Source organism: Mucilaginibacter sp. P1_D10, assembly GCF_056406215.1.
Window position 1 is genome coordinate 70,300 of sequence record NZ_JBFUAP010000012.1, and the last position, 18,937, is coordinate 89,236.

Sequence of the window (18,937 nt, forward strand, 5' to 3'; positions counted from 1 at the left end):
ACCAAAATCGACGATGACCTCAATCGGCCGTTGCCAATTCTATTGAAATGGAACACCCTGGCATTCAAACATCTAAACAATCTTTTTATACATACTGATATGGCAATTACGCTAAGAAAAGGCGAAAGGATCAATATTGGCCTTTCGCAAATAAGTGTTGGCTTAGGCTGGAACCCCAACGAGGGCACCGGCTTAGCTTTCGACCTTGATGCATCTGCAATTATGGTGGGTGCGGGCCGCCTCATCCCGGCCGAACAATTTTTTGTTTTTTATGGCAACACCGCCTCGCCTGATGGCGCATTAACGCACTCGGGCGACGACCCCACCGGTGGCAACAGCGATGGAGGCGATGACGAGATCATCACCGTAAACCTTAACCAGGTTGATCCGCGGGTTACCGAAATATTGTTTGTGGTAACCATTCACGAAGCTACGCACAGGCGCCAGAATTTTGGCCAGGTACGCGATGCCTACATCCGCATTGTAGATGAAACCACTAAAATGGAAATAGCGAAATACGAACTCGACGAGGATTTTTCCATAGAAACGGGCATCGAATTCGGCCGTCTTTACAAAAAAGATGTGAACTGGAAATTTGAAGCTTCGGGAATCGGCTATCGCGAAGACCTGGGATTTTTTCTCGCCAAGCATTTCAAGGGCGAAATCATCAAATAAACAGGAGGACGAGTTATGGCAATAAGTTTAGTGAAAGGGCAAACCATCGACCTCCGCAAAAACGATGGCGGTACGGAGTACGACCTTTCTGAAGTAACCATTGGGCTCGGCTGGGACGTTAGGAAAAAGGAAACCGGCTTTTTTGCCGGCCTGTTTGGCCAGGAAGAAGAAGAAGAGTACGACCTGGATGCGATAGCATTCTTGCTGAATGCCAATGGCAAAGTGGTAAATACCGGCAGGAAAGCCCCCACCACCAACGGCAGAAGCATTAGTTATTACGGTGGCGATATTATCTTCTTCAATTCTATGCAGCACCCTTCGGGCCACATTTGGCTTACAGGCGATAACCGCACCGGTGCCGGCGAAGGCGACGATGAGCAAATTATCGTAAAACTGAACGACTTGGGGCAGCAATACCAAAAGATAGTATTTGTGGTGGCCATTTACATGGGCCGGGCGCATAAACAACATTTTGGCATGGTAGAGAACGCCTTTATCCGTGCGGTTGACAAACGCGGGCGCGAAATTGCGAGGTTTAGCCTATCGGGCAACAGTGCTTATAACAGTATGCGTTCCATGATATTTGCAGAAGTTTACCGCCACGATGGTTCATGGAAATTCCGGGCCATAGGCGAGCCGCACACTACAGACAATTTTGTGGACCTGCTGAAGCAATACACTTAAACTGAAACAGGCGCTGTGCATATACCTGCGCAGCGCCTGTTTTAATTATTTCTTAGGATCCGGGGCTATCCATTTATTTACGGTGTTGTACTTACCCTCTATCACCACTTTATAAAAGGTCGATGGCATATCTTTTACCGAAACCAGGGCATGTTCGGTATCGGCATTAAATTCGCCCAATAACTTATAGTCATCGGCACCGCCTGTTTTAACATTATTGGTAGGCGTAACCCATATTTTTACCTTTTCGCCTTTGCCAAAGGCTTTCCAGCTAACGTCTATTGCACCCTGTACCAGGTTTACTTTTGCGTCCGCTATCGAAACCGGGCCCGTGAGTGGCGTACCGTCAATCTCCCGTTGGTATTTCGCAGGGATGCTGATATTCATAAACCTTGCTATTGAGGGCATAATATCTACAATGCCGGGGTAGTAATATTTCTTATAGGCGTTGAATCCTTTTGCGTTAGTAAACATCCAGGTAGAGCGCTGCCTGGCCGATTGCCCGCCGTGGTTATGCCCGGTCTTCTCGTCGCGCCCGTGGTCGGTAGTTATAAATATCTCCCACTCCTCGTTAAAGTTTTTCTGGCGATACTGTATAGCAGCCCATATTTTGCCTACTTGCTTATCCATCATCTGTATGGCTTCGTAGTATTGGGGACTGTCGCCATGGCCGTGGCCCATATCGTCGGTAAACTCCAGGTACACCCAGCTTAGGTCGGGCGCGTTCTTACGGATGCCTGTGGCGGCATCGGCAATAACCCTTTCGTCTATACGGTGCATGTAGGCACTCGCATTGTCGTGCTTAAAGTTGATCGTGTCCAGCTCGAAACCGTCGGCATGGTAATCTACATGCAGATAATTGGTAGTGGCAAGGCTGTCGCCAACCAATTTGGTGCGGTTATCCAGCCAGCTGGAATAAACGGCTATCTTTTTTTTAGGGTACTGGTTTTTAAACAGCCGGAAGATGGTAGGGTAGTTATAGTTGGGATCCTTGATATCGTTATCCCAAACGTTGTGCTTGTTTACCCAGGTGCCGGTTAGCAGGCTGTTGTAGCCCACTGCAGATATGGTAGGCGTTTGGCTATAAGTATCTTTATCGCCACCCACATGCGCACGGAAATAGCCGCCCTCGCGTGCGATGGCATTAAGGTTGGGGGTCGATAGCTTCTCAATCGCATCGGCGGGGATACCATCCGCTATGATGAAAAGCGCCTTTTTAACTTCTGGCTGCGCCGAGGCCAATGTGGCTGCACATAGCAGCACCAATAAGGCCTTGCTTGTTTTGATAAATGTCTGCATCGTACACAAATATAGTTTTGCGCGAAGCTATTATTAAAAAAACTGACCGGTGTTAAGCGAATATTATTTTTAGAGAAACCGCCGTTATCGGGCGTTAAAATACCGGGATTGCTAAAGGCCGTAAAACAAGAAAAACACCGTAAAAAATCGTAGATTTTTCGGCGTTTTTCTTTGGTTTTCTATAGTAACCCGCTGCTTTCTATTTGTGTTTACTGCTCATAAAAAACACCAGCTCGCCGCCAGCCATAATTTGCTGGTGGGTAATGGTGAGGCCGCTTAGCGGTTGGCCGTTCAGCAACATCTTTTGGATGTAAACGTTCTTCTCGCTTTGGTTTTTCACGGTGATGGTAAAAGTTTTGCCGCCGCCAACTTGAATCACTGCGTTGGTAATGGCAGGGCTGCCGATGGCATAATCGTTAGAGGCCGGCGCAACCGGGTAAAAGCCTAGCGTGCTGAAGATGTACCAGGCACTCATCTGGCCCGTATCATCATTACCGCCCAGGCCATCCGGGGTGGGCTTGTACATGCGGTTCAGTATCATACGTATGCGTTCCTGTGTTTTCCAGGGCTTATCGGTCCAGTTGTACAGGTAGGCCACGTGGTGCGATGGCTCGTTGCCGTGCACGTAATTGCCTATGATACCGTCGCGGGTAATGTCTTCTGTCTCGGCAAAGTATTTATCGGGCAGTTCCATAGTGAACAATGAGTCCAGGTATCGCACGAAACGTTTATCGCCGCCCATTAGTTTTATCAGTCCTTCGGGGTCTTGCGGGGCAAATAGGGTGTAGTTCCAGGAGTTGCCTTCTATAAAACCTTCGTTGATGGTACTCAGTGGGTCGAACTTGGCGCGGAAGGTTCCATTGGCCAGTTTAGGGCGCATAAAGCCTACCGAAGGGTCGTAAACGTTTTTATAGTTCTCGCTGCGTTTGATGAATTCGTTATAGATATCCATCCTGTTCAGCTTTTTGGCCATTTGGGCTATCGCCCAATCGTCATAAGCATATTCCAGCGTGTTGGATACCGACACGCCCGTTTTTTCATCGGGGATAAAGCCCTTATCTATGTACTCGCCAATGCCCTCGTAGCTGCGATGGCGCGCAGTGGCTACAGCAGCATCCAAAGCCTTGTTGGCATCGAAGGGCGCGTTGCCTTTTACTACGGCATCTGCCAATACAGACACACTGTGGTAGCCGCTCATGCACCAGTTCTCGTTGCCGCTATTGCTCCAAACGGGCAGCATATGTTCGGGGCTTTGGTCGTAATGGGCCAGCATAGATTTTACCATATCGGCATTGCGCTGTGGCTCGATGATATTGAACAGCGGGTGCAACGCCCGGTAGGTATCCCACAGCGAAAAAGTGGTGTAGTTGGTAAAGCCATCGGCCTTGTGTATATTCTGGTCGATGCCTTTATACTGGCCATCCACGTCCATATAAACGGTGGGGTTTATCATGGTATGGTACATGGCGGTATAAAAATCCTGTTTACGGTCTACGCTGCCGCCAACAGTAATTTTCTCCAAAGCGGTTTCCCAAAGGGCCTGGCCATCGGCTTTTACCTTCTCGAAATCCCAACCCGGTACCTCGGCTTGCATGTTGGCCAATGCGCCATCCATGCTCACCGGAGATAGGGAGAACTTTATCTTAATCTTCTCGTTCTCCTGTGTCTTGAAATCGAACCAGGCGCGTATCTGTTTGCCGGCTATTTCGGGGAAGTCTTTTGTTTGGTTGAATTTACCCCAAAAGCCTCCGTAAACTTGTCGTTTCTCGTACTTTTTAAAGCCATAATGGTCGAATTTTTTGTTGAATGACATCGCAAAATATAGCGTGCGCGTACGTGCCCAGCCATTGGTTTGGCGGTAACCCACCAGGGTGCTATCGTTCAGTATCTTTACGTACGTCCATACGGTTTTATCGGGGTAGTTGTAAATGCCGGCCATCAGATCGAGCACGATATGCGCCTGATCGGTTTTGGGGAAAGTGTACTGATGGAAACCTACGCGGGCGCTGGTGGTCATCTCGGCGATGATATTGCTTTCGTCAAGCTTTACTTTGTAGTAGTTGGCTTCGCTTACCTCGTTGGCATGCGAAAATGCAGATCGGTAGCCGCTGCCGGGTTTATCGGCCGTTCCGGGGTTAAGCTTTAATGTGCCCACGGTTGGCATGATGAGGAAGTCGCCCAGATCCGAGTGGCCGGTGCCGCTGAAGTGGGTATGACTGAAACCCACGATGGTTTTATCATCGTACTGATAACCCGCGCAGTATTTATAAACGTCGGGGTTGTATTTGCCGTTTAGTTCGTAGCTGGCGGTGTCGGTTTCGGGGCTTAGCTGCACCATCCCAAAAGGAACGGTAGCTCCCGGATAGGTATGCCCCATCCGCTGTGTACCGATGATGGGCTTTACGTACTGTACCAGTTTTTCGTGGGTGGGGTTTTGGGCGTTGGCAGATGCCGTGCCAAATAGGAATATGGCTGCTAATAATTTCTTCATTAGTGTGCGGTGGTGTGCTATCAGTAAACAAATTAACCGGAAGCAAATATAAAATCATATCTTGGTTAACGCTATTTAATTGCAGCTTACCTAAGCGTATATTGCCAATATGGCGTAATTGTTACGTTTTGTAACATCGGTACGGCTTTTGTAATCTAATTCGTAAATTCACATCACCGAAAACTAAAAACAACATCAGCATGAAAAAATTATTCGTAGCGCTTGCCGTATTGGTTGGCGCAATGTCGTTAAGCTCGTGCAGCTACAATAGCATGGTTACTGCCGACGAAAATATAAAAGGCAAATGGGGCCAGGTAGAAACACAATACCAGCGCCGTGCCGACCTTATCCCTAACCTGGTAGCTACCGTAAAAGGCGAAGCCAACTTCGAAAAAAGCACCTTGACAGAGGTTGTGCAGGCCCGCGCCAAAGCAACATCTATACAGGTTGACGCCAGCAAGCTTACACCCGAAAGCATACAGCAATACCAGGCTGCTCAGGGTCAGCTGAGCACTGCATTGGGCCGACTATTACAAGTTACCGAGAATTATCCCACTTTAAGGGCAAACGACGCATTCCGTGGCTTGCAATCGCAGTTGGAAGGCACCGAGAACCGCATTAGCATAGCCCGCAAAGATTTCAACGAAGCCGTACAGGCTTACAACAGTAAAATCCGCTCGTTCCCGGCAAACCTTACTGCTAAGATGTTCGGGTTTAAAGAGAAGGGCTATTTTCAGGCCGATCCGGCATCGGCTAAAGCACCTAAGGTTGAGCTATAACATTATTTCTGATTACACCGATTTTTATGATTTAAACAGATGCCACGCTATCTGCAATGCAATCCTAAAAATCGGTGTAAATCAAATTAATCTGTGTAATCACGAAAAATAAAATGGCAGTATTTACCGAAGAAGAGCAGCAGCAGATACAAAAGGCTGTGGCCGCGGCCGAAAAGAATACATCGGGCGAGATACGCGTTTGCGTGGAGAAAACCTGCAGCGATAACACGCTTGACCGCGCCGCAAAATACTTTAGCCAGTTAGGCATGGATAAAACCAAACTGCGCAATGGCGTGCTTATTTACGTGGCCACTGTCGACCGTAAGTTCGCCATCATCGGCGATGCCGGTATAAACGGAGTGGTGCCTGCCGATTTTTGGGATAGCACCAAAGAAGATATGCTGAGCCATTTTAAATACGGCAACCTGCTGGAGGGTATAATTACCGGCATTGCCAAAGCCGGCGAGCAGCTAAAAAAATATTTCCCGCACATGCTGGATGATAAAAACGAACTGCCCGACGATATCGCCTTTATGGATGGCAACTAAACTTACCCTAATGTTTAAAAGAATATTATTGTGCCTGGGCCTTGCACTGTGCATAACAGGCGCTTTCGCGCAAAACTATCCCGAGCGGCCAACCGATAGCCCCGTAGCCGATTTTACGGGAACGCTATCGCCCCAGGAAAAACAAATGTTGGATGCCAAAATACGGGCGTTCGAAGATTCTACCACCAACCAGATAGCCATAGTTATTGTTAAATCACTGGATGGTTACGAGACCATAGAATACGGCAACGGGCTCATCCGCAAATGGGGCATCGGCACCAAAGAAAAAAACAACGGCGTTTTAGTGCTGGTAGCTATTGAGGACCGCAAAATGTCGGTACAAACGGGTTACGGCTTAGAGGGCGCCCTGCCCGACATCGTAACGCAGGAAATCATCCAGAACGATTTGAAGCCCAGCTTTAAAGAAGGCGAGTATTTTGCCGGGCTGGATGCCGCTACAAACGACATCATCAAATTTACCAAGGGCGAGTATAAAGCGCCCTCCGGGTTCAAAAGCACCAAGACCAAAAAAGGCAACCGTGATGGCGGGGGTTCCTGGGGCTTCGTTATCATCATCGTAATCGTTATCATCATTTTTATCTTCCGCAAAGGAGGCGGCGGCGGTGGCGGGCGCATTATTGGCAGTCGTGGTGGCGCTAATCCATTATGGTGGTTACTGGCGGGCAATATGCTTGGTGGCGGTGGCCGTAGCAGCGGCAGCGATTGGGGAGGGTTCTCCGGCGGAGGTGGCGGAAGCAGCGGTGGCGGCTGGGGAGGTTTTGGCGGCGGCAGCAGCGGCGGCGGTGGTAGTAGCGGGAGCTGGTAAGTGATGAAATCCTAAATGCTAAGCTCTAAATTCTAAAAAAGAGAACACGCTTTATACCGGAATTGCCCCATATCGGGTTGTGACTAAATTCTAATCCACTAACCTCTAATCTTCAAACTATGGCCCAATACGATTTTATACTTAATGAAACACGTAAAATGGCTTTACTTTTGGCGAAACTATTCGGCCTAAAGGCCGAAAGCAACGACGAGGAGTACAGGCAATACTTCAACACGGTATTGCAGGATGAATATAATGCCGAGTTGGATGAGTTGTTGCAAACATCCGAAACAGACTTTGTTTCGATGCTTAAAACCAGGGCCTACAGTGCGGAAAAGCTGAACGCCCTAAGCCAAATGCTTTATGTATTTGCCGAACCTTTTAAAGCCGACGAGGAAACGGCGGCTATCCTAACCAAAGTCCTCGCCATATTCGATAGGCTTGAGGAAGAGCATCATTACGAATCTTTTGATAATTTAAACAAGAGGAACCATATATTGCGTTTCTTTAAAAATAACTATGAGCGAACATAAATGGAAAACGCTTTCCAGCACTTATGTGCATAAAGGCCCCTGGGCCACCCTCCGAGCCGATAAATGCGAAATGTCCGATGGTACTATAGTAGATGAGTACTACGTGCTGGAATACCCAAATTGGGCTAACGCCGTTGCGCTTACCGAAGACAATAAAATAATCATGATAAGGCAATACCGCCACGCAGCGGGCATTATGTCATTAGAAATACCCGGCGGCGTAATAGAAGAAGGCGAAGATAAAGAGGCCGGCATGCGCCGCGAGCTGCTGGAAGAAACCGGCTACGCCTTTGAAGAAGTTGAGCTGATAAGCACCGTGTATGCCAACCCATCTACTGCGGGCAACGTTACCTATTGCTACCTGGCCCGCGGCGGCAAAAAAGTGCAGGAACAGTGCCTTGATGAGCACGAACGCATAGAGGTGATGGAATACACCATTGATGAAGTGAAGCAGTTGCTTGCCGACAATAAGATACCCCAATCGTTACATTGCACAGGGCTATTTTATGCGCTGATAAAATTGGGCGAACTAAAGTAGGCCCGTTCGCTGCCTCACTCCCATAAAACAAAAAACCCCGAAGCTGATTGGCTTCGGGGTTTTCTGTTTTATGGATTAGTGTTAGTAACCTTCGTTTTGTACCAGGTTGCTATTGGCGTTTATTTCGCGCAACGGAACCGGGAACACCAGTTTCGGCGAGTCGAAATGCAATGCGCCAACATCCAGTTTCAGGCGTTTTGCATCATGCAAAAAGAAACCACCCTCAAAGGCCAGCTCCAGCCTTCTTTCTTTCAGGATATCTGCCAACGTAACTGCGCCCAGGTCATCTAAGCCTGCACGCTCCCTGATGGTGTTTATATCAGCAACCGGGGTAGCGCCTGTTGCGGTAGTCAGCCTAAAGTTGGCTTCGGCACGTATCAGGTACATTTCGGCCAGGCGTATAACGCGTACGTTACCATAAACGTTATTGAATTTGCCTACGCGGATAATACCGTCGCTATCTTCGGTGTAAATGGCTGCGCGTTGGTCGTCCGGGTCAAATTCCGCCAGGAAGTTATCTCTAACGATGATATCGCCACGGCCACTATCATCCGGCGAACCAAAATAAGTGTTAAGGCCATTGGTACCCTGCTGCGCAGTAACCTGTATAGCAAATATATCTTCGGTAGTGTTATCCACATGCACCTGTGCGGGGTATGGGAACTCATCGGTATAAGTATCAACTAATGAATACTTGCCCGAGGCTATTACCGTATTGGCAGCTGCTCTTGCGCTGGCATAATCGCCTTTCTGCAGGTAAACCCTGGCCAGCATAGCAGTCGCTGCGTTTTTTGTTGCATAAAAGCTGTTGCTCACCGGCAAAAGCGTTTGGGCATCGGTAAGGTCTTTTATAGCCTGTGCATAAACCTGCTCAACGGTAGCGCGAGGCACTTTAGAATTCTCGTCTATCACCGTAGTGGGCGTAGTCACAATAGGCACCGCAAGGTTGGTTGCAGGGCTGCCGTCGTTATATGATTTGCCGTACATCTCGGCCAGGTTAAAGTACAATATGCCCCTAATGAATTTGGCTTCGCCTTCCATGCGGTTCTTTTGTGCGGCATCGGCTTTGTCTATATTGGCAATAACGTTATTGGCCTGGTTTATGGCCTGGTACGATCCCAGCCACATACTCTCTACGAACCCGTTATCGTTGGTAACGGTTTGGGCCACCATCTGGCTCAGGTCCTGAAAGGTCCCTTGCCAATCTATAAGGGTTTGCGTAGCCATCAAATCGGGCTCCAGAAAATTCCCTCCACCGTAGGTACTTGATAAGGCAAGCCTGTTATAAGCACCCACCAGGGTAATTTGCACATCGGTTGAGGTAAGGATGGCCACCTCTTGTCCAACGGACTGAAAAGGCTTAAGATCCAGTTGCTTGTTGCAGGCTGTCATCAACAGCGCAGTGCTTAAAGCGGTTATGTATATCGGTCTAAATTTTTTCATTGCTATAATATTAAAATTATAATCCTATGTTCACTCCAAAAGTAATTGTGCGTGGCTGCGGAGCCGAGTAAAAATCAACGCCGAGGTTGATGTTGCTTGCCTGATAATCGGCGTTAACCTCCGGATCCCATCCTTTGTATTTGGTAATCAGGAAAAGGTTGTAAGCATTCATAAATACCCTTGCGTTGTTCAGCCTTATTTTTGCTAACCATGCTTTAGGAATGGTATAACCAAAGCCAACGGTTTTCATCCTTACATAGGAGCCCGAAGACAAGTAACGGCTTGATGCGTTTACGCCGTTTCCGTAGAATAAACGCGGCTCGGGGACATCGGTAATGTCGCCTGGTTTATCCCAGTAGGCCATTTGGTCTACGGTTTGGTTATCGAAACCGTTGCTGGCCGAGGCTGTCATGTATTGGCCGCCGCCGTTGTAAATTTTATTACCGAACGCGCCTTGCATAGTTACCGATAGATCGAACCCTGCATAGCTGAAGGTGTTTGTCCAACCGCCGGTGTATTTAGGTGTTGGGTTACCCAGTATCACATTCTGCGCTGCATTGTAATCGGCTGTTTTGGTTTTGATGAGGTTGCCGCTGCCATCTTTGGTATTCAGGAAATATAAGGCATCGCCGTTTGCCGGATCCACGCCTGCGTACTCTTTACCGTAAAACACGCCGATAGGCTGGCCTTCTATTACGCGGTTAAGGTCGTTGCTGCCTAATATCTGGCCTTTGATATCGGTTACGATGTTTTTGTTGTAGGCCGCATTGAAGCTACTGGTCCATTTAAATTTGCCAACGAATATATCACCCGACAAGGAAAGCTCGAAGCCCTTGTTATACAGTTTACCCAGGTTTTGGGTTTGTACAGATATGCCCGATGTGCCCGGTATGTTTACGCCCAATAGCAAATCGCGGGTGTTTTTTTTGTAGTATTCAACAGTTCCCGAGATACGATTGTTAAAAAAGCCGAAATCTACGCCTATATCTAACTGGCCTGTGGTTTCCCACTTAAGGTCGGGGTTGGCTATCTGGATGAAACGCTGGCCTGCAGATCCGTTATAGCCGGCATCGCCCGCAAATAAACCCAATGCAGGGTAATCGCCTACTTCGGCATTACCTGTTAAACCGTAACCTGCTTTAAGTTTCAGGTTGCTGAGAAAGGTAGAGCTTTTAAGGAAGCTTTCTTCTGAAAGTATCCAGCCCGCAGAAACCGCAGGGAAGAAACCATAACGGCTGTTTACGCCAAAGCGCGAAGAAGCGTCGGTTCTGGCACTGGCCGATAACAGGTATTTACCTTTGTAAGCGTAGTTGGCCCTTGCGAAGTATGACACGAAAGAGAATTCGCTTTGTGACGATGAGCCGCCGGATTTAACCGCTGCAGATGCAATTTGCTTGTAAGCATCTGAAGGGAACTGTTGGCCCTGTATATCATTACCTACAAAGTGGCTGTACTCGTAACTGGTACCTGCTGTTACATCCAGCGAGTGATTGGTAGCGAATATATTTTTGTAGTTGATGTAGTTGTTTACTGTATAGTGAATGATGCTATTATTGGTGTTCTCGCCCGAACCGTTTGGCGTACCGGTGTTGCGGAACGTTAAGCGACCATAGTAGCTATCTTCGTTCTGGTTGGTTTGATCTAAACCAAACTCGCTACGGAGCGTTAAGTGCTTCAATATCTCCCAGCTACCGTACACGTTGCCTATGGTACGGAATATGGTAGTGTTGTAATAAGCATTATCTATGCTAAGCAGTGGGTTGTAATACACCGGGTAGTTACTTGCAGAACCAGGCAGGCTTCCGCTGAGCAAACCTGTGCGCGGATCTATCACCGGCGTATTTGGCGATAGGGCCACAATCTGCAAAGGTGTAGAAAACTGGTTATCGTCTGATACGCGGTTGTTCACCGTGTTGGCGAAGTTGAGGTTCAGCCCCACTTCTACTCTACTGAATGGTTTGCTGCTAACGTTTACGCGACCCGAATATTTTTTGAAACGATTGCCTACTATAATACCTTTCTGATCCGAATACTGGCCCGATATGAGGTAGGTAGTTTTATCGCTACCGCCCGATAAGTTAAGGTCATAAATTGCTTGAGGAGCATCCTGAAAGGCAAGCTTCTCCCAATCGGTGTTGACTGCGCCAACATCGGCAACGCCGGCAGCATATCTTAATAGGCGGCTTTCTACGAATGCCTGGTCATCGGCCAATGCATCTTCGTAGGTATCGTAAAACCCGTTGTTGAAATCCTGAAGGGCACCGCCCACGCCCGCACGGCGCTCTATCTGCAGGTACTGCGCGGTATTCAAAAATTGGCGGTGGCGTGATGGTTTGCTGTTACCGAATTGCGTGCTGAAATTCAACTTAGTTTTACCCGCCTTACCTTGTTTGGAGGTTAACAGGATAACACCGTTTGATGCACGTGCACCGTAGATAGCCGATGCAGAAGCATCTTTCAATATCTGCACCGATTCGAAATCGTTGAAGTTGATATCTGCCAACGGGTTGGTAGATGCGCTTGTGCTTGATATATCGGCCTGGTTAAGGATAATACCATCCAATACGATTAAAGGCTGCGTACCTGCTGATATGGAGGAAGTACCACGTACGCTTATTTTAATGCCCTGGCCAAGCTTCCCGTTGTTTGATTGTATAACAACACCCGCCGCTTTACCCTGTATGGCTTGCTCCAGCGTAGTTACCGGCGTATTTTCTATCTCTTTGGCAGCAATAGATGCTACCGAGCCGGTAATGCTCTGGCGTTTTTGCGTACCGTAACCAACTACTACCACCTCGGTAAGCTGTTTAGAATCGGTTACCATAGAGGCGTTCAAAACGCTCCCGCTTACGGTTTGCTCCACATCTTTGTACCCGATATATTTAAATATAAGTACTTTCCCTGTAGGTACAGATAAACTGTATTTACCGTTGATATCGGTTTGGGTGCCGATGGTAGGTGAGCCTTTAACGGACACGGTTACTCCCGGTAACGCAGAGCCGTCCTTCTGATCTGTTACTTTACCTGTAACGGCAACGTTTTGGCTAAAAGCCAGCGTTACGCAGGTAAAAAACAGCAGGAATGAGAGTAGAAATTTCTTCATGCGATAGTAATTAAGTGAATTGAAAAAGTAAGTTCACAAAAAAAAAGCATAAACGCAACAAAAGGCACAAGTTTTTGCGCCTTTTGTTAATATTCTATTAAAATAATGGGGGAATCTCTAAAACTACGTGTTAAAACATCATTAATACCTGCCCTTTTTCTACTTTATCTCCGGGTTTAATATTGATTGCTTTAACCACAACATCTGCCGGGCATTTGATGATGTTCTCCATCTTCATCGCTTCCAGCACAAAAAGGTTATCTCCCTTTTTCACCTCTGTGCCCTCCTGGGCAAAAACCTTAAGTACCAGGCCGGGCATAGGGGCTTTTATCTCGCTTATCCGCGCAGTGCTGGCACTGCTCATGCCTAACTTATCCAGCAATACATCGAACTGATCTTTTGCCGATACGGTATAAACATTGTTGTTTACTTTAATTTCGGCCGTTTTTGCCGCTCTATCAAAACTTACCACCTCTGCATTGTACGATGCCTGGTTGCTTATGATATGGTATAAGGTTGGGTTCAAAGTCGCTATGTCGGCATTTACCGCAACATTATTCACCAGCAAACCATCTGCTTGCCTGTCTACCTCGAAATCGTGCCGGTTATTTACCTTTATCTTATACATATCATTTCGTAAATATATACTGCACCAAATTAGCGCCCATGCGCAGGGCTTTAAGCCGCGTCTCCTGGCTATCGCCGGGGTAAGTGCCCAAGTCTTCCCAGCCGTTGCCCAAATCGCATTGGTAGGTATAATAGCATACCAGCCTGCCTTTGTATATCAAACCGAAACCTTGCGGGCGCTTGCCGTCGTGCTCGTGTATCTTAGGCAGGCCTGTGGGGAAGCTGTATTTCTGGTGATAGATGGCGTAGTTTACGGGCAGTTCCACAAAATCCAACTCGGGGAATACCTTCTTCATCTGCGGGCGTATAAACTGATCGAAACCGTAGTTATCGTCGATGTGCAGGAACCCGCCTCCTGTTAAATACTTCCGCAGGTTTTTGGCTTCCTGATCGGTAAATATCACGTTGCCATGGCCGGTCATAAACGTAAAGGGGTAATTGAATAATTCCTCGCTGCCTACCTCCACGGTTTCCTCTTCGGGCTGGAAGTTGGTCTTCAGGTTCTCATTACAGAATTTGATGAGGTTGATGAGCGCGGTGCGATCGCCGTACCAGTCGCCCCCGCCGTTGTATTTAATACGCCCCATTTTATACGATGTCTCGCTAAAACTGCTTATGCACAGTAGCAAAGCAATGGCGGCTGCAAAAAAAAGGGGGTTCCTCATATCCGGTTCAAAAAGTTGGTTTCGAAGCAGGCCTCCAGTGCGGCGGTTTCGGTACGCAGCCGGCTTTCACCTAAAGTTATGGCTTTAAATCCGTTCTGCAAAGCCATATCTATTTCGGCGGGGCTAAAATCGCCTTCGGGGCCAATCAATATCAAATAACGGCTTTGTTTATCCAAAGATTGCGCCAGGGCCAATTTTTCGCCGTCGGCACAGTGCGCCATGAATTTTTGCCCCTCGAAAGGTTGTTTCAGGAACTGACTAAACGTTACCGCCTCATTCAATACAGGGTGATATGCTTTGATAGATTGCTTTACAGCCGATGTGATGATTTTATTGAGCCGCTCTACCTTGGCCTCCTTGCGCTCCGATCGCTGGCAGATGATGAGCGAAACTTCATCGATACCTATCTCCGTAGCTTTCTCTAAAAACCACTCGGTGCGCTCTATATTTTTTGTTGGTGCTACAGCTATGTGCAGGTAATGATTACGTTTACCAAAGCCTGTTTCAACGGAATTTATTTGCAGGATGGTGCGTTTGGGGTGTGCATCCTTAATTTCGGCCCGGTACAAGCCGCCTTTGCCATCTACCAGGGTAACGGCATCGCCATTTACTAAACGCAATACGCGCACGGCGTGCTTGCTTTCTTCCTCGCTTAAAAAGTATTGGGATACGGTGGGATCGATATCGGGCGTGTAAAAAAGCTGCATTGGTAAAATTACTAATGTAAATCTACAGCGTCTTCTTCGTTTATCAGCAATTCCAGCTTAACCGATTCAATGTTCTGGTCTGATTTTTTCAGCACCGTTATATTATAGCCGTTCGATTCCTTTTGCTCTCCCACATCAGGTATTTTGCCGAATATATCGCCTAACCAGCCTGATACGGTATCGAAGTCGCCATCCTCGGGCAAATCGTGCGGCAGGTGCTCATTCACGTCGTATATAGGCGCAAGGGCGTTTACCACAAACTCGCGTTCATTTATTTTTTCTACGATGGGTTTTTCCTCGTCGAATTCGTCCTGTATCTCGCCCACCAGTTCTTCCACGATATCTTCCAGGGTAACCATGCCGGCGGTACCGCCAAACTCGTCAGATACGATAGCTATCTGTATGCGTTTTTGCTGCAGTTCGGCCATCAGGTCGTTTATCTTCTTGGTCTCAGGAATGAAGTAAGGCTTGCGGATGATGTTCTTCAGTACTATTTCCTCGCCCCTGGCCAATAGTGGCAATACATCTTTGGCATGCACTATACCGATAATCTTATCAATTACGTCATCATAAACAGGCATGCGCGAGTAACCTTCGGTTATCAATATCTCCAACAGCTCGTGGGTAGGCGTATCAACCTCTATGCCCGATATTTTTGTACGCGGCACCATGATGTTCTTCACCACACGCTCGTTAAAATCAAAAACGTTCTGTATCAGTTCATGCTCGTTAGAATCCAGCGCGCCGCTTTCCTTGCCTTGCTCCAAAAGGTATTGCAATTCTTCGGAACTGTGATGCGCTTCGCCGCCCTCTAAGGTGGTGATGCCCATCAGCCTCAATATAAAGTTGGCGAAACCGTTGAGCAGCCAGATTAGCGGCCTGAATACAACAAAGAAGAATTGTAACGGTACCGAAACCGCTAGCGTAGTCCTGACAGATTTCTGTATAGCCAGGGATTTTGGTGCAAGCTCCCCGAAAACGATATGAAGGACGGTAATTACCGCAAATGATACAATATGTGCAGCAGTATTAAAGCCGGGAGACAAAGTGATTCCCACAGCTAAAAAGCCCCTGATCACAATATTGGTAACCACTCCTTCGCCCACAACACCAAGCCCCAGCGAGGCAATGGTAATACCCAGTTGCGTTGCAGCCAGGTAACCATCTAAATTATGCAAAATGCCGCGGGCAACCTTGGCAACGCCACTACCGCTTTTGGCTTTAAGCTCTATCTGCGAGCCACGCACCCTTACCATGGCAAATTCAGCGGCTACAAAAAAACCGTTGAGCAGCACCAAAAATATGGTTGCTATTATATAAAGGCCATTTATCTCGTAATGCGCGGGGTCCATCAATTATTTATTGGTAAACAGGAAAAGTAGTTTTATACAATTCCTGGGCTTCGGTAATTACTTTTTGGGCGTAACGTAAACCCAGCAGGTGCTCAATGGTTACGTTTTTGCCTTCCAGTTTTTTATAATCTTTAAAGAAACGCACGATTTCGGTCATGGCGTGGGGTGGCAACTCGTTCAGGTCGTTAATATAATTTACCGACATGTCGTTTTTTGCAACTGCGATGATTTTGTCATCCTGCTCGCCATTATCAACCATGTGCATTACGCCTACAACCTTTGCTTCGATGATGCTCATCGGGTAAACATCTATTGAACAAAGCACCAAAATATCAAGCGGATCCTTGTCATCACAATAAGTTTGCGGGATAAAGCCATAATTAGCGGGGTACATTACCGATGAAAACAAAACACGATCGAGCTTTAACAAACCCGAATCCTTATCAATTTCATATTTCGCTTTAGAACCTTTAGGTATTTCAATTATCGCGTTAACTATTTCCGGAACGTTTTCTCCCGGAGAAACCTGGTGCCATGGATGTTGTGTACTCATTTGGTATATGTTATATTACTATATTACTGTTGTTCCCCGTCGTTTGCCTTTGCCAGTTTCTTTTTTACGAAAGCAATAATCAACGGAACGGTTGTTATTATTATCAATCCAAGTATGATGTATTGCAGGTAATCTTTCAGTTGCGGGAACCTCCTGCCTAAAAAATACCCGGCCAGCGTTAAAATGCTAACCCATGCAACGCTGCCGATGATATTATATAAAGTAAACTTTTTGATATCTACTTTTACAACACCCGCAAATATAGGAGCAAATGTCCTAACTATAGGGAAAAATCTGCCTAAAATCAATGCCATGCCGCCGTATTTGTCGTAAAACTCCTCGGCAACGGCTATATAACGCTTCTTAAAGAATAACGAATCGTTTTTGTTGAAAAGCACCGGCCCCGTTCGATAGCCAAACCAGTAACCCGTATAGTTGCCCAAAATACCGGCTACTATTAACGACGGCACCAGGATATAAACGGGGACTTCTATAATGCCGGCAGCGGTTAATATACCCGCCAAAAACAAAAGATAATCGCCCGGGAGGAAGAAACCAAAGAACAAACCAGTTTCGGCGTAAACCACTATAAGCAACAAGTAAAAACCGCCATTGCTAATAATGGATTTCGCATCGGTCAAATTCTGCAGGTATTCCCAAAAATCTCCCATTAAGTATATCCGTAAAACTACAAATATTATATGGAAAATGCTTTAGCGATAAATTAAATAAGGCGGGATATCAACTCGGGGTAAACGCCTATGGCAATCGTAACCAGTACCGAAAAGCCAAAAACGAATTTGTAGTAAGCCGGTACAAGTACTTCGGTGCGATCGGCACTGCGGAAATACATGGCAATAATTACCCTGAAATAATAGAATATGCTGATGATAGCGTTTACTACCGCAATAATTACCATGAGATATTTATACTGCAGCAACGCACCCGAGAACATGTAGAACTTGCCAACAAAGCCCGCCGTTAAGGGGATACCTGCCAGCGAAAGCATGCTCACGGTAAGCGCAAAAGCCAGGAATGGATTTTTGCGGGCAAGCCCGTTGAAGCCCTCGAAGTTATCGGTACCGGTTTGCTGCCTTACTAATACTAAAGCACCGAATGCGATGATAGAAGCGATAGAATATGCTGTAGAATAAACAAATATTGAATTTGCCGATGCCGCGCCTAAAGCCACTATGGCAAATAACAGGTAGCCTGCATGCGATATACTGGAGAACGCCAGCATACGCTTGAAGCTTTGCTGGTAAAGCGCAGTTATGTTACCTATAAATAGTGTCGCGATGGTAATAACCAATATAACCGGCGACCAAAACGAAGATACGGTGCTAAAGCTTCCCGAAAACAAACGGTAAAATGCTGCAAAGCCCGCTGCCTTAACCACGGTAGACATGAAGGCAGTAATTAACGCAGGCGCGCCCTCGTAAACATCCGGCGTCCAGAAATGGAAGGGGGCTGCGCCAACTTTAAAGCAAAGGCCAACTATAATAAGCAATATCCCGGTATAAAATAATGCATTGTGGCTGTGTGGATTGGTAACCACCCAGGCGTTGATAGCATCCAGATCGAACGAGCCGGTAGAGCCATAAATAAGCGTGATGCCAAACAACAAGAAACCTGTTGAGAATGCGCCCATCAGGAAGTATTTCAGTGCAGCTTCGTTAGATGCGAAGTCGTTTTTGCGAATCCCTGCCAGGATGTATAAACTTACCGACATGATTTCGATACCCACAAACAGCATGGTTAAGTTATGGAAGCTCACCATTACGATGATGCCGGCCAACGAGAACAGGATGATGGCGTAATATTCGGCAATGTGATTGCTTATCTTCTCGAAATACCCTTTAGAAAGCATCAGTATCAATATCGTAGACACGATACTTGCTACCGAAAAAACGATTGAGAAGTTATTAAAAAGCATCATGCCATTATATATTGGCTGCGCCTGGTCTTCCTTGGTCCATTGCATAACGGCGGCAGCAAGGGCAATCAACATGCCTACTATGGTTACCGGCAAAAGCGCCTTTTGGGCCTTATATAAACCCAGGTACAGCAGTACGATAGGCAAAACAGATATGATGATTAAAGTGGTCATTAGC

Annotated in this window: 18 protein-coding genes; 7 read left to right on the forward strand and 11 right to left on the reverse strand. The window is 47.0% G+C overall.

What is annotated here, in order from left to right; genetic code table 11:
- The first annotated feature begins 99 nt into the window (after positions 1 to 99).
- A complete protein-coding gene (locus AC1DYT_RS19015; RefSeq protein WP_477471111.1) occupies positions 100 to 675 on the forward strand; it encodes a TerD family protein in 576 nt (191 codons plus the stop codon).
- 15 nt (positions 676 to 690) lie between these two features.
- Positions 691 to 1,359, forward strand: coding sequence for a TerD family protein (locus AC1DYT_RS19020; RefSeq protein WP_477471112.1), 669 nt, complete (start codon positions 691 to 693; stop codon positions 1,357 to 1,359).
- Between the two features lie 45 nt (positions 1,360 to 1,404).
- Here the strand turns inward: AC1DYT_RS19020 and AC1DYT_RS19025 are convergent, their stop codons facing one another.
- Together AC1DYT_RS19025 and AC1DYT_RS19030 are read right to left on the reverse strand one after the other, a co-directional pair.
- Positions 1,405 to 2,658 (reverse strand): alkaline phosphatase family protein, encoded by a 1,254-nt coding sequence (locus AC1DYT_RS19025; RefSeq protein ID WP_477471113.1) that lies wholly within the window; start codon positions 2,656 to 2,658, stop codon positions 1,405 to 1,407.
- 199 nt (positions 2,659 to 2,857) lie between these two features.
- Complete coding sequence (locus AC1DYT_RS19030; protein WP_477471114.1) at positions 2,858 to 5,149, reverse strand: GH92 family glycosyl hydrolase; 2,292 nt, start codon at positions 5,147 to 5,149, stop codon at positions 2,858 to 2,860.
- A gap of 200 nt (positions 5,150 to 5,349) precedes the next feature.
- Between AC1DYT_RS19030 and AC1DYT_RS19035 the strand changes: the two genes are divergently transcribed.
- The 5 genes from AC1DYT_RS19035 to AC1DYT_RS19055 all read left to right on the forward strand — a co-directional run bounded on the left by AC1DYT_RS19035 (position 5,350) and on the right by AC1DYT_RS19055 (position 8,373).
- The gene (locus AC1DYT_RS19035; protein WP_477471115.1) at positions 5,350 to 5,928 is read left to right on the forward strand and encodes a LemA family protein; all 579 of its coding nucleotides are present in this window, start codon (positions 5,350 to 5,352) and stop codon (positions 5,926 to 5,928) included.
- Positions 5,929 to 6,041: 113 nt separating this feature from the next.
- Complete coding sequence (locus tag AC1DYT_RS19040; RefSeq protein ID WP_477471116.1) at positions 6,042 to 6,476, forward strand: TPM domain-containing protein; 435 nt, start codon at positions 6,042 to 6,044, stop codon at positions 6,474 to 6,476.
- Positions 6,477 to 6,486: 10 nt separating this feature from the next.
- On the forward strand, positions 6,487 to 7,302 hold the full coding sequence (locus AC1DYT_RS19045) for a TPM domain-containing protein (RefSeq protein WP_477471117.1): 816 nt from the start codon (positions 6,487 to 6,489) through the stop codon (positions 7,300 to 7,302).
- A gap of 119 nt (positions 7,303 to 7,421) precedes the next feature.
- Positions 7,422 to 7,835 carry a hypothetical protein gene (locus AC1DYT_RS19050; RefSeq protein ID WP_477471118.1) on the forward strand — a complete coding sequence of 138 codons (414 nt, stop codon included), beginning with the start codon at positions 7,422 to 7,424 and terminating at the stop codon, positions 7,833 to 7,835.
- Entirely contained in the window at positions 7,822 to 8,373 is a 552-nt protein-coding gene (locus tag AC1DYT_RS19055; RefSeq protein WP_477471119.1) for an NUDIX hydrolase, read from the forward strand. Before AC1DYT_RS19050 ends, AC1DYT_RS19055 begins: the two co-directional genes overlap by 14 nt.
- Before the next feature lie 81 nt (positions 8,374 to 8,454).
- Here AC1DYT_RS19055 and AC1DYT_RS19060 read toward each other — a convergent pair whose 3' ends face one another.
- From AC1DYT_RS19060 to AC1DYT_RS19100, 9 genes are all read right to left on the reverse strand, one after another.
- On the reverse strand, positions 8,455 to 9,816 hold the full coding sequence (locus tag AC1DYT_RS19060; RefSeq protein WP_477471120.1) for a RagB/SusD family nutrient uptake outer membrane protein: 1,362 nt from the start codon (positions 9,814 to 9,816) through the stop codon (positions 8,455 to 8,457).
- Between the two features lie 16 nt (positions 9,817 to 9,832).
- Positions 9,833 to 12,919 carry a SusC/RagA family TonB-linked outer membrane protein gene (locus tag AC1DYT_RS19065; protein WP_477471121.1) on the reverse strand — a complete coding sequence of 1,029 codons (3,087 nt, stop codon included), beginning with the start codon at positions 12,917 to 12,919 and terminating at the stop codon, positions 9,833 to 9,835.
- A 130-nt stretch (positions 12,920 to 13,049) separates the two neighbouring features.
- Positions 13,050 to 13,547: an acyl-CoA carboxylase biotin carboxyl carrier protein subunit gene (locus AC1DYT_RS19070; protein WP_477471122.1), complete on the reverse strand. Its 498-nt coding sequence runs from the start codon at positions 13,545 to 13,547 to the stop codon at positions 13,050 to 13,052.
- A 1-nt stretch (position 13,548) separates the two neighbouring features.
- Positions 13,549 to 14,211: a DUF4159 domain-containing protein gene (locus AC1DYT_RS19075; RefSeq protein WP_477471123.1), complete on the reverse strand. Its 663-nt coding sequence runs from the start codon at positions 14,209 to 14,211 to the stop codon at positions 13,549 to 13,551.
- Positions 14,208 to 14,918 (reverse strand): 16S rRNA (uracil(1498)-N(3))-methyltransferase, encoded by a 711-nt coding sequence (locus AC1DYT_RS19080; RefSeq protein WP_477458142.1) that lies wholly within the window; start codon positions 14,916 to 14,918, stop codon positions 14,208 to 14,210. The genes AC1DYT_RS19075 and AC1DYT_RS19080 overlap by 4 nt, the downstream gene beginning before the upstream one ends.
- Positions 14,919 to 14,929: 11 nt before the next feature.
- Positions 14,930 to 16,270 (reverse strand): hemolysin family protein, encoded by a 1,341-nt coding sequence (locus AC1DYT_RS19085; protein ID WP_477471124.1) that lies wholly within the window; start codon positions 16,268 to 16,270, stop codon positions 14,930 to 14,932.
- Between the two features lie 7 nt (positions 16,271 to 16,277).
- Positions 16,278 to 16,823, reverse strand: a complete 546-nt coding sequence (locus AC1DYT_RS19090; protein WP_477458140.1) for an inorganic diphosphatase — start codon at positions 16,821 to 16,823, stop codon at positions 16,278 to 16,280.
- A gap of 23 nt (positions 16,824 to 16,846) precedes the next feature.
- Complete coding sequence (locus tag AC1DYT_RS19095) at positions 16,847 to 17,494, reverse strand: DedA family protein (protein ID WP_477471125.1); 648 nt, start codon at positions 17,492 to 17,494, stop codon at positions 16,847 to 16,849.
- 53 nt (positions 17,495 to 17,547) lie between these two features.
- Positions 17,548 to 18,933 carry an NADH-quinone oxidoreductase subunit N gene (locus AC1DYT_RS19100; protein WP_477471126.1) on the reverse strand — a complete coding sequence of 462 codons (1,386 nt, stop codon included), beginning with the start codon at positions 18,931 to 18,933 and terminating at the stop codon, positions 17,548 to 17,550.
- Positions 18,934 to 18,937 lie beyond the last annotated feature (4 nt).

Excerpts from the sequence above, each read along its gene's own strand:
- AC1DYT_RS19015 (WP_477471111.1), top strand. The coding sequence starts at position 100 with ATGGCAATTACGCTAAGAAAAGGCGAAAGGATCAATATTGGCCTTTCG.
- AC1DYT_RS19020 (WP_477471112.1), top strand. The coding sequence starts at position 691 with ATGGCAATAAGTTTAGTGAAAGGGCAAACCATCGACCTCCGCAAAAAC.
- AC1DYT_RS19025 (WP_477471113.1), bottom strand. The coding sequence starts at position 2,658 with ATGCAGACATTTATCAAAACAAGCAAGGCCTTATTGGTGCTGCTATGT.
- AC1DYT_RS19030 (WP_477471114.1), bottom strand. The coding sequence starts at position 5,149 with ATGAAGAAATTATTAGCAGCCATATTCCTATTTGGCACGGCATCTGCC.
- AC1DYT_RS19035 (WP_477471115.1), top strand. The coding sequence starts at position 5,350 with ATGAAAAAATTATTCGTAGCGCTTGCCGTATTGGTTGGCGCAATGTCG.
- AC1DYT_RS19040 (WP_477471116.1), top strand. The coding sequence starts at position 6,042 with ATGGCAGTATTTACCGAAGAAGAGCAGCAGCAGATACAAAAGGCTGTG.
- AC1DYT_RS19045 (WP_477471117.1), top strand. The coding sequence starts at position 6,487 with ATGTTTAAAAGAATATTATTGTGCCTGGGCCTTGCACTGTGCATAACA.
- AC1DYT_RS19050 (WP_477471118.1), top strand. The coding sequence starts at position 7,422 with ATGGCCCAATACGATTTTATACTTAATGAAACACGTAAAATGGCTTTA.
- AC1DYT_RS19055 (WP_477471119.1), top strand. The coding sequence starts at position 7,822 with ATGAGCGAACATAAATGGAAAACGCTTTCCAGCACTTATGTGCATAAA.
- AC1DYT_RS19060 (WP_477471120.1), bottom strand. The coding sequence starts at position 9,816 with ATGAAAAAATTTAGACCGATATACATAACCGCTTTAAGCACTGCGCTG.
- AC1DYT_RS19065 (WP_477471121.1), bottom strand. The coding sequence starts at position 12,919 with ATGAAGAAATTTCTACTCTCATTCCTGCTGTTTTTTACCTGCGTAACG.
- AC1DYT_RS19070 (WP_477471122.1), bottom strand. The coding sequence starts at position 13,547 with ATGTATAAGATAAAGGTAAATAACCGGCACGATTTCGAGGTAGACAGG.
- AC1DYT_RS19075 (WP_477471123.1), bottom strand. The coding sequence starts at position 14,211 with ATGAGGAACCCCCTTTTTTTTGCAGCCGCCATTGCTTTGCTACTGTGC.
- AC1DYT_RS19080 (WP_477458142.1), bottom strand. The coding sequence starts at position 14,918 with ATGCAGCTTTTTTACACGCCCGATATCGATCCCACCGTATCCCAATAC.
- AC1DYT_RS19085 (WP_477471124.1), bottom strand. The coding sequence starts at position 16,270 with ATGGACCCCGCGCATTACGAGATAAATGGCCTTTATATAATAGCAACC.
- AC1DYT_RS19090 (WP_477458140.1), bottom strand. The coding sequence starts at position 16,823 with ATGAGTACACAACATCCATGGCACCAGGTTTCTCCGGGAGAAAACGTT.
- AC1DYT_RS19095 (WP_477471125.1), bottom strand. The coding sequence starts at position 17,494 with ATGGGAGATTTTTGGGAATACCTGCAGAATTTGACCGATGCGAAATCC.
- AC1DYT_RS19100 (WP_477471126.1), bottom strand. The coding sequence starts at position 18,933 with ATGACCACTTTAATCATCATATCTGTTTTGCCTATCGTACTGCTGTAC.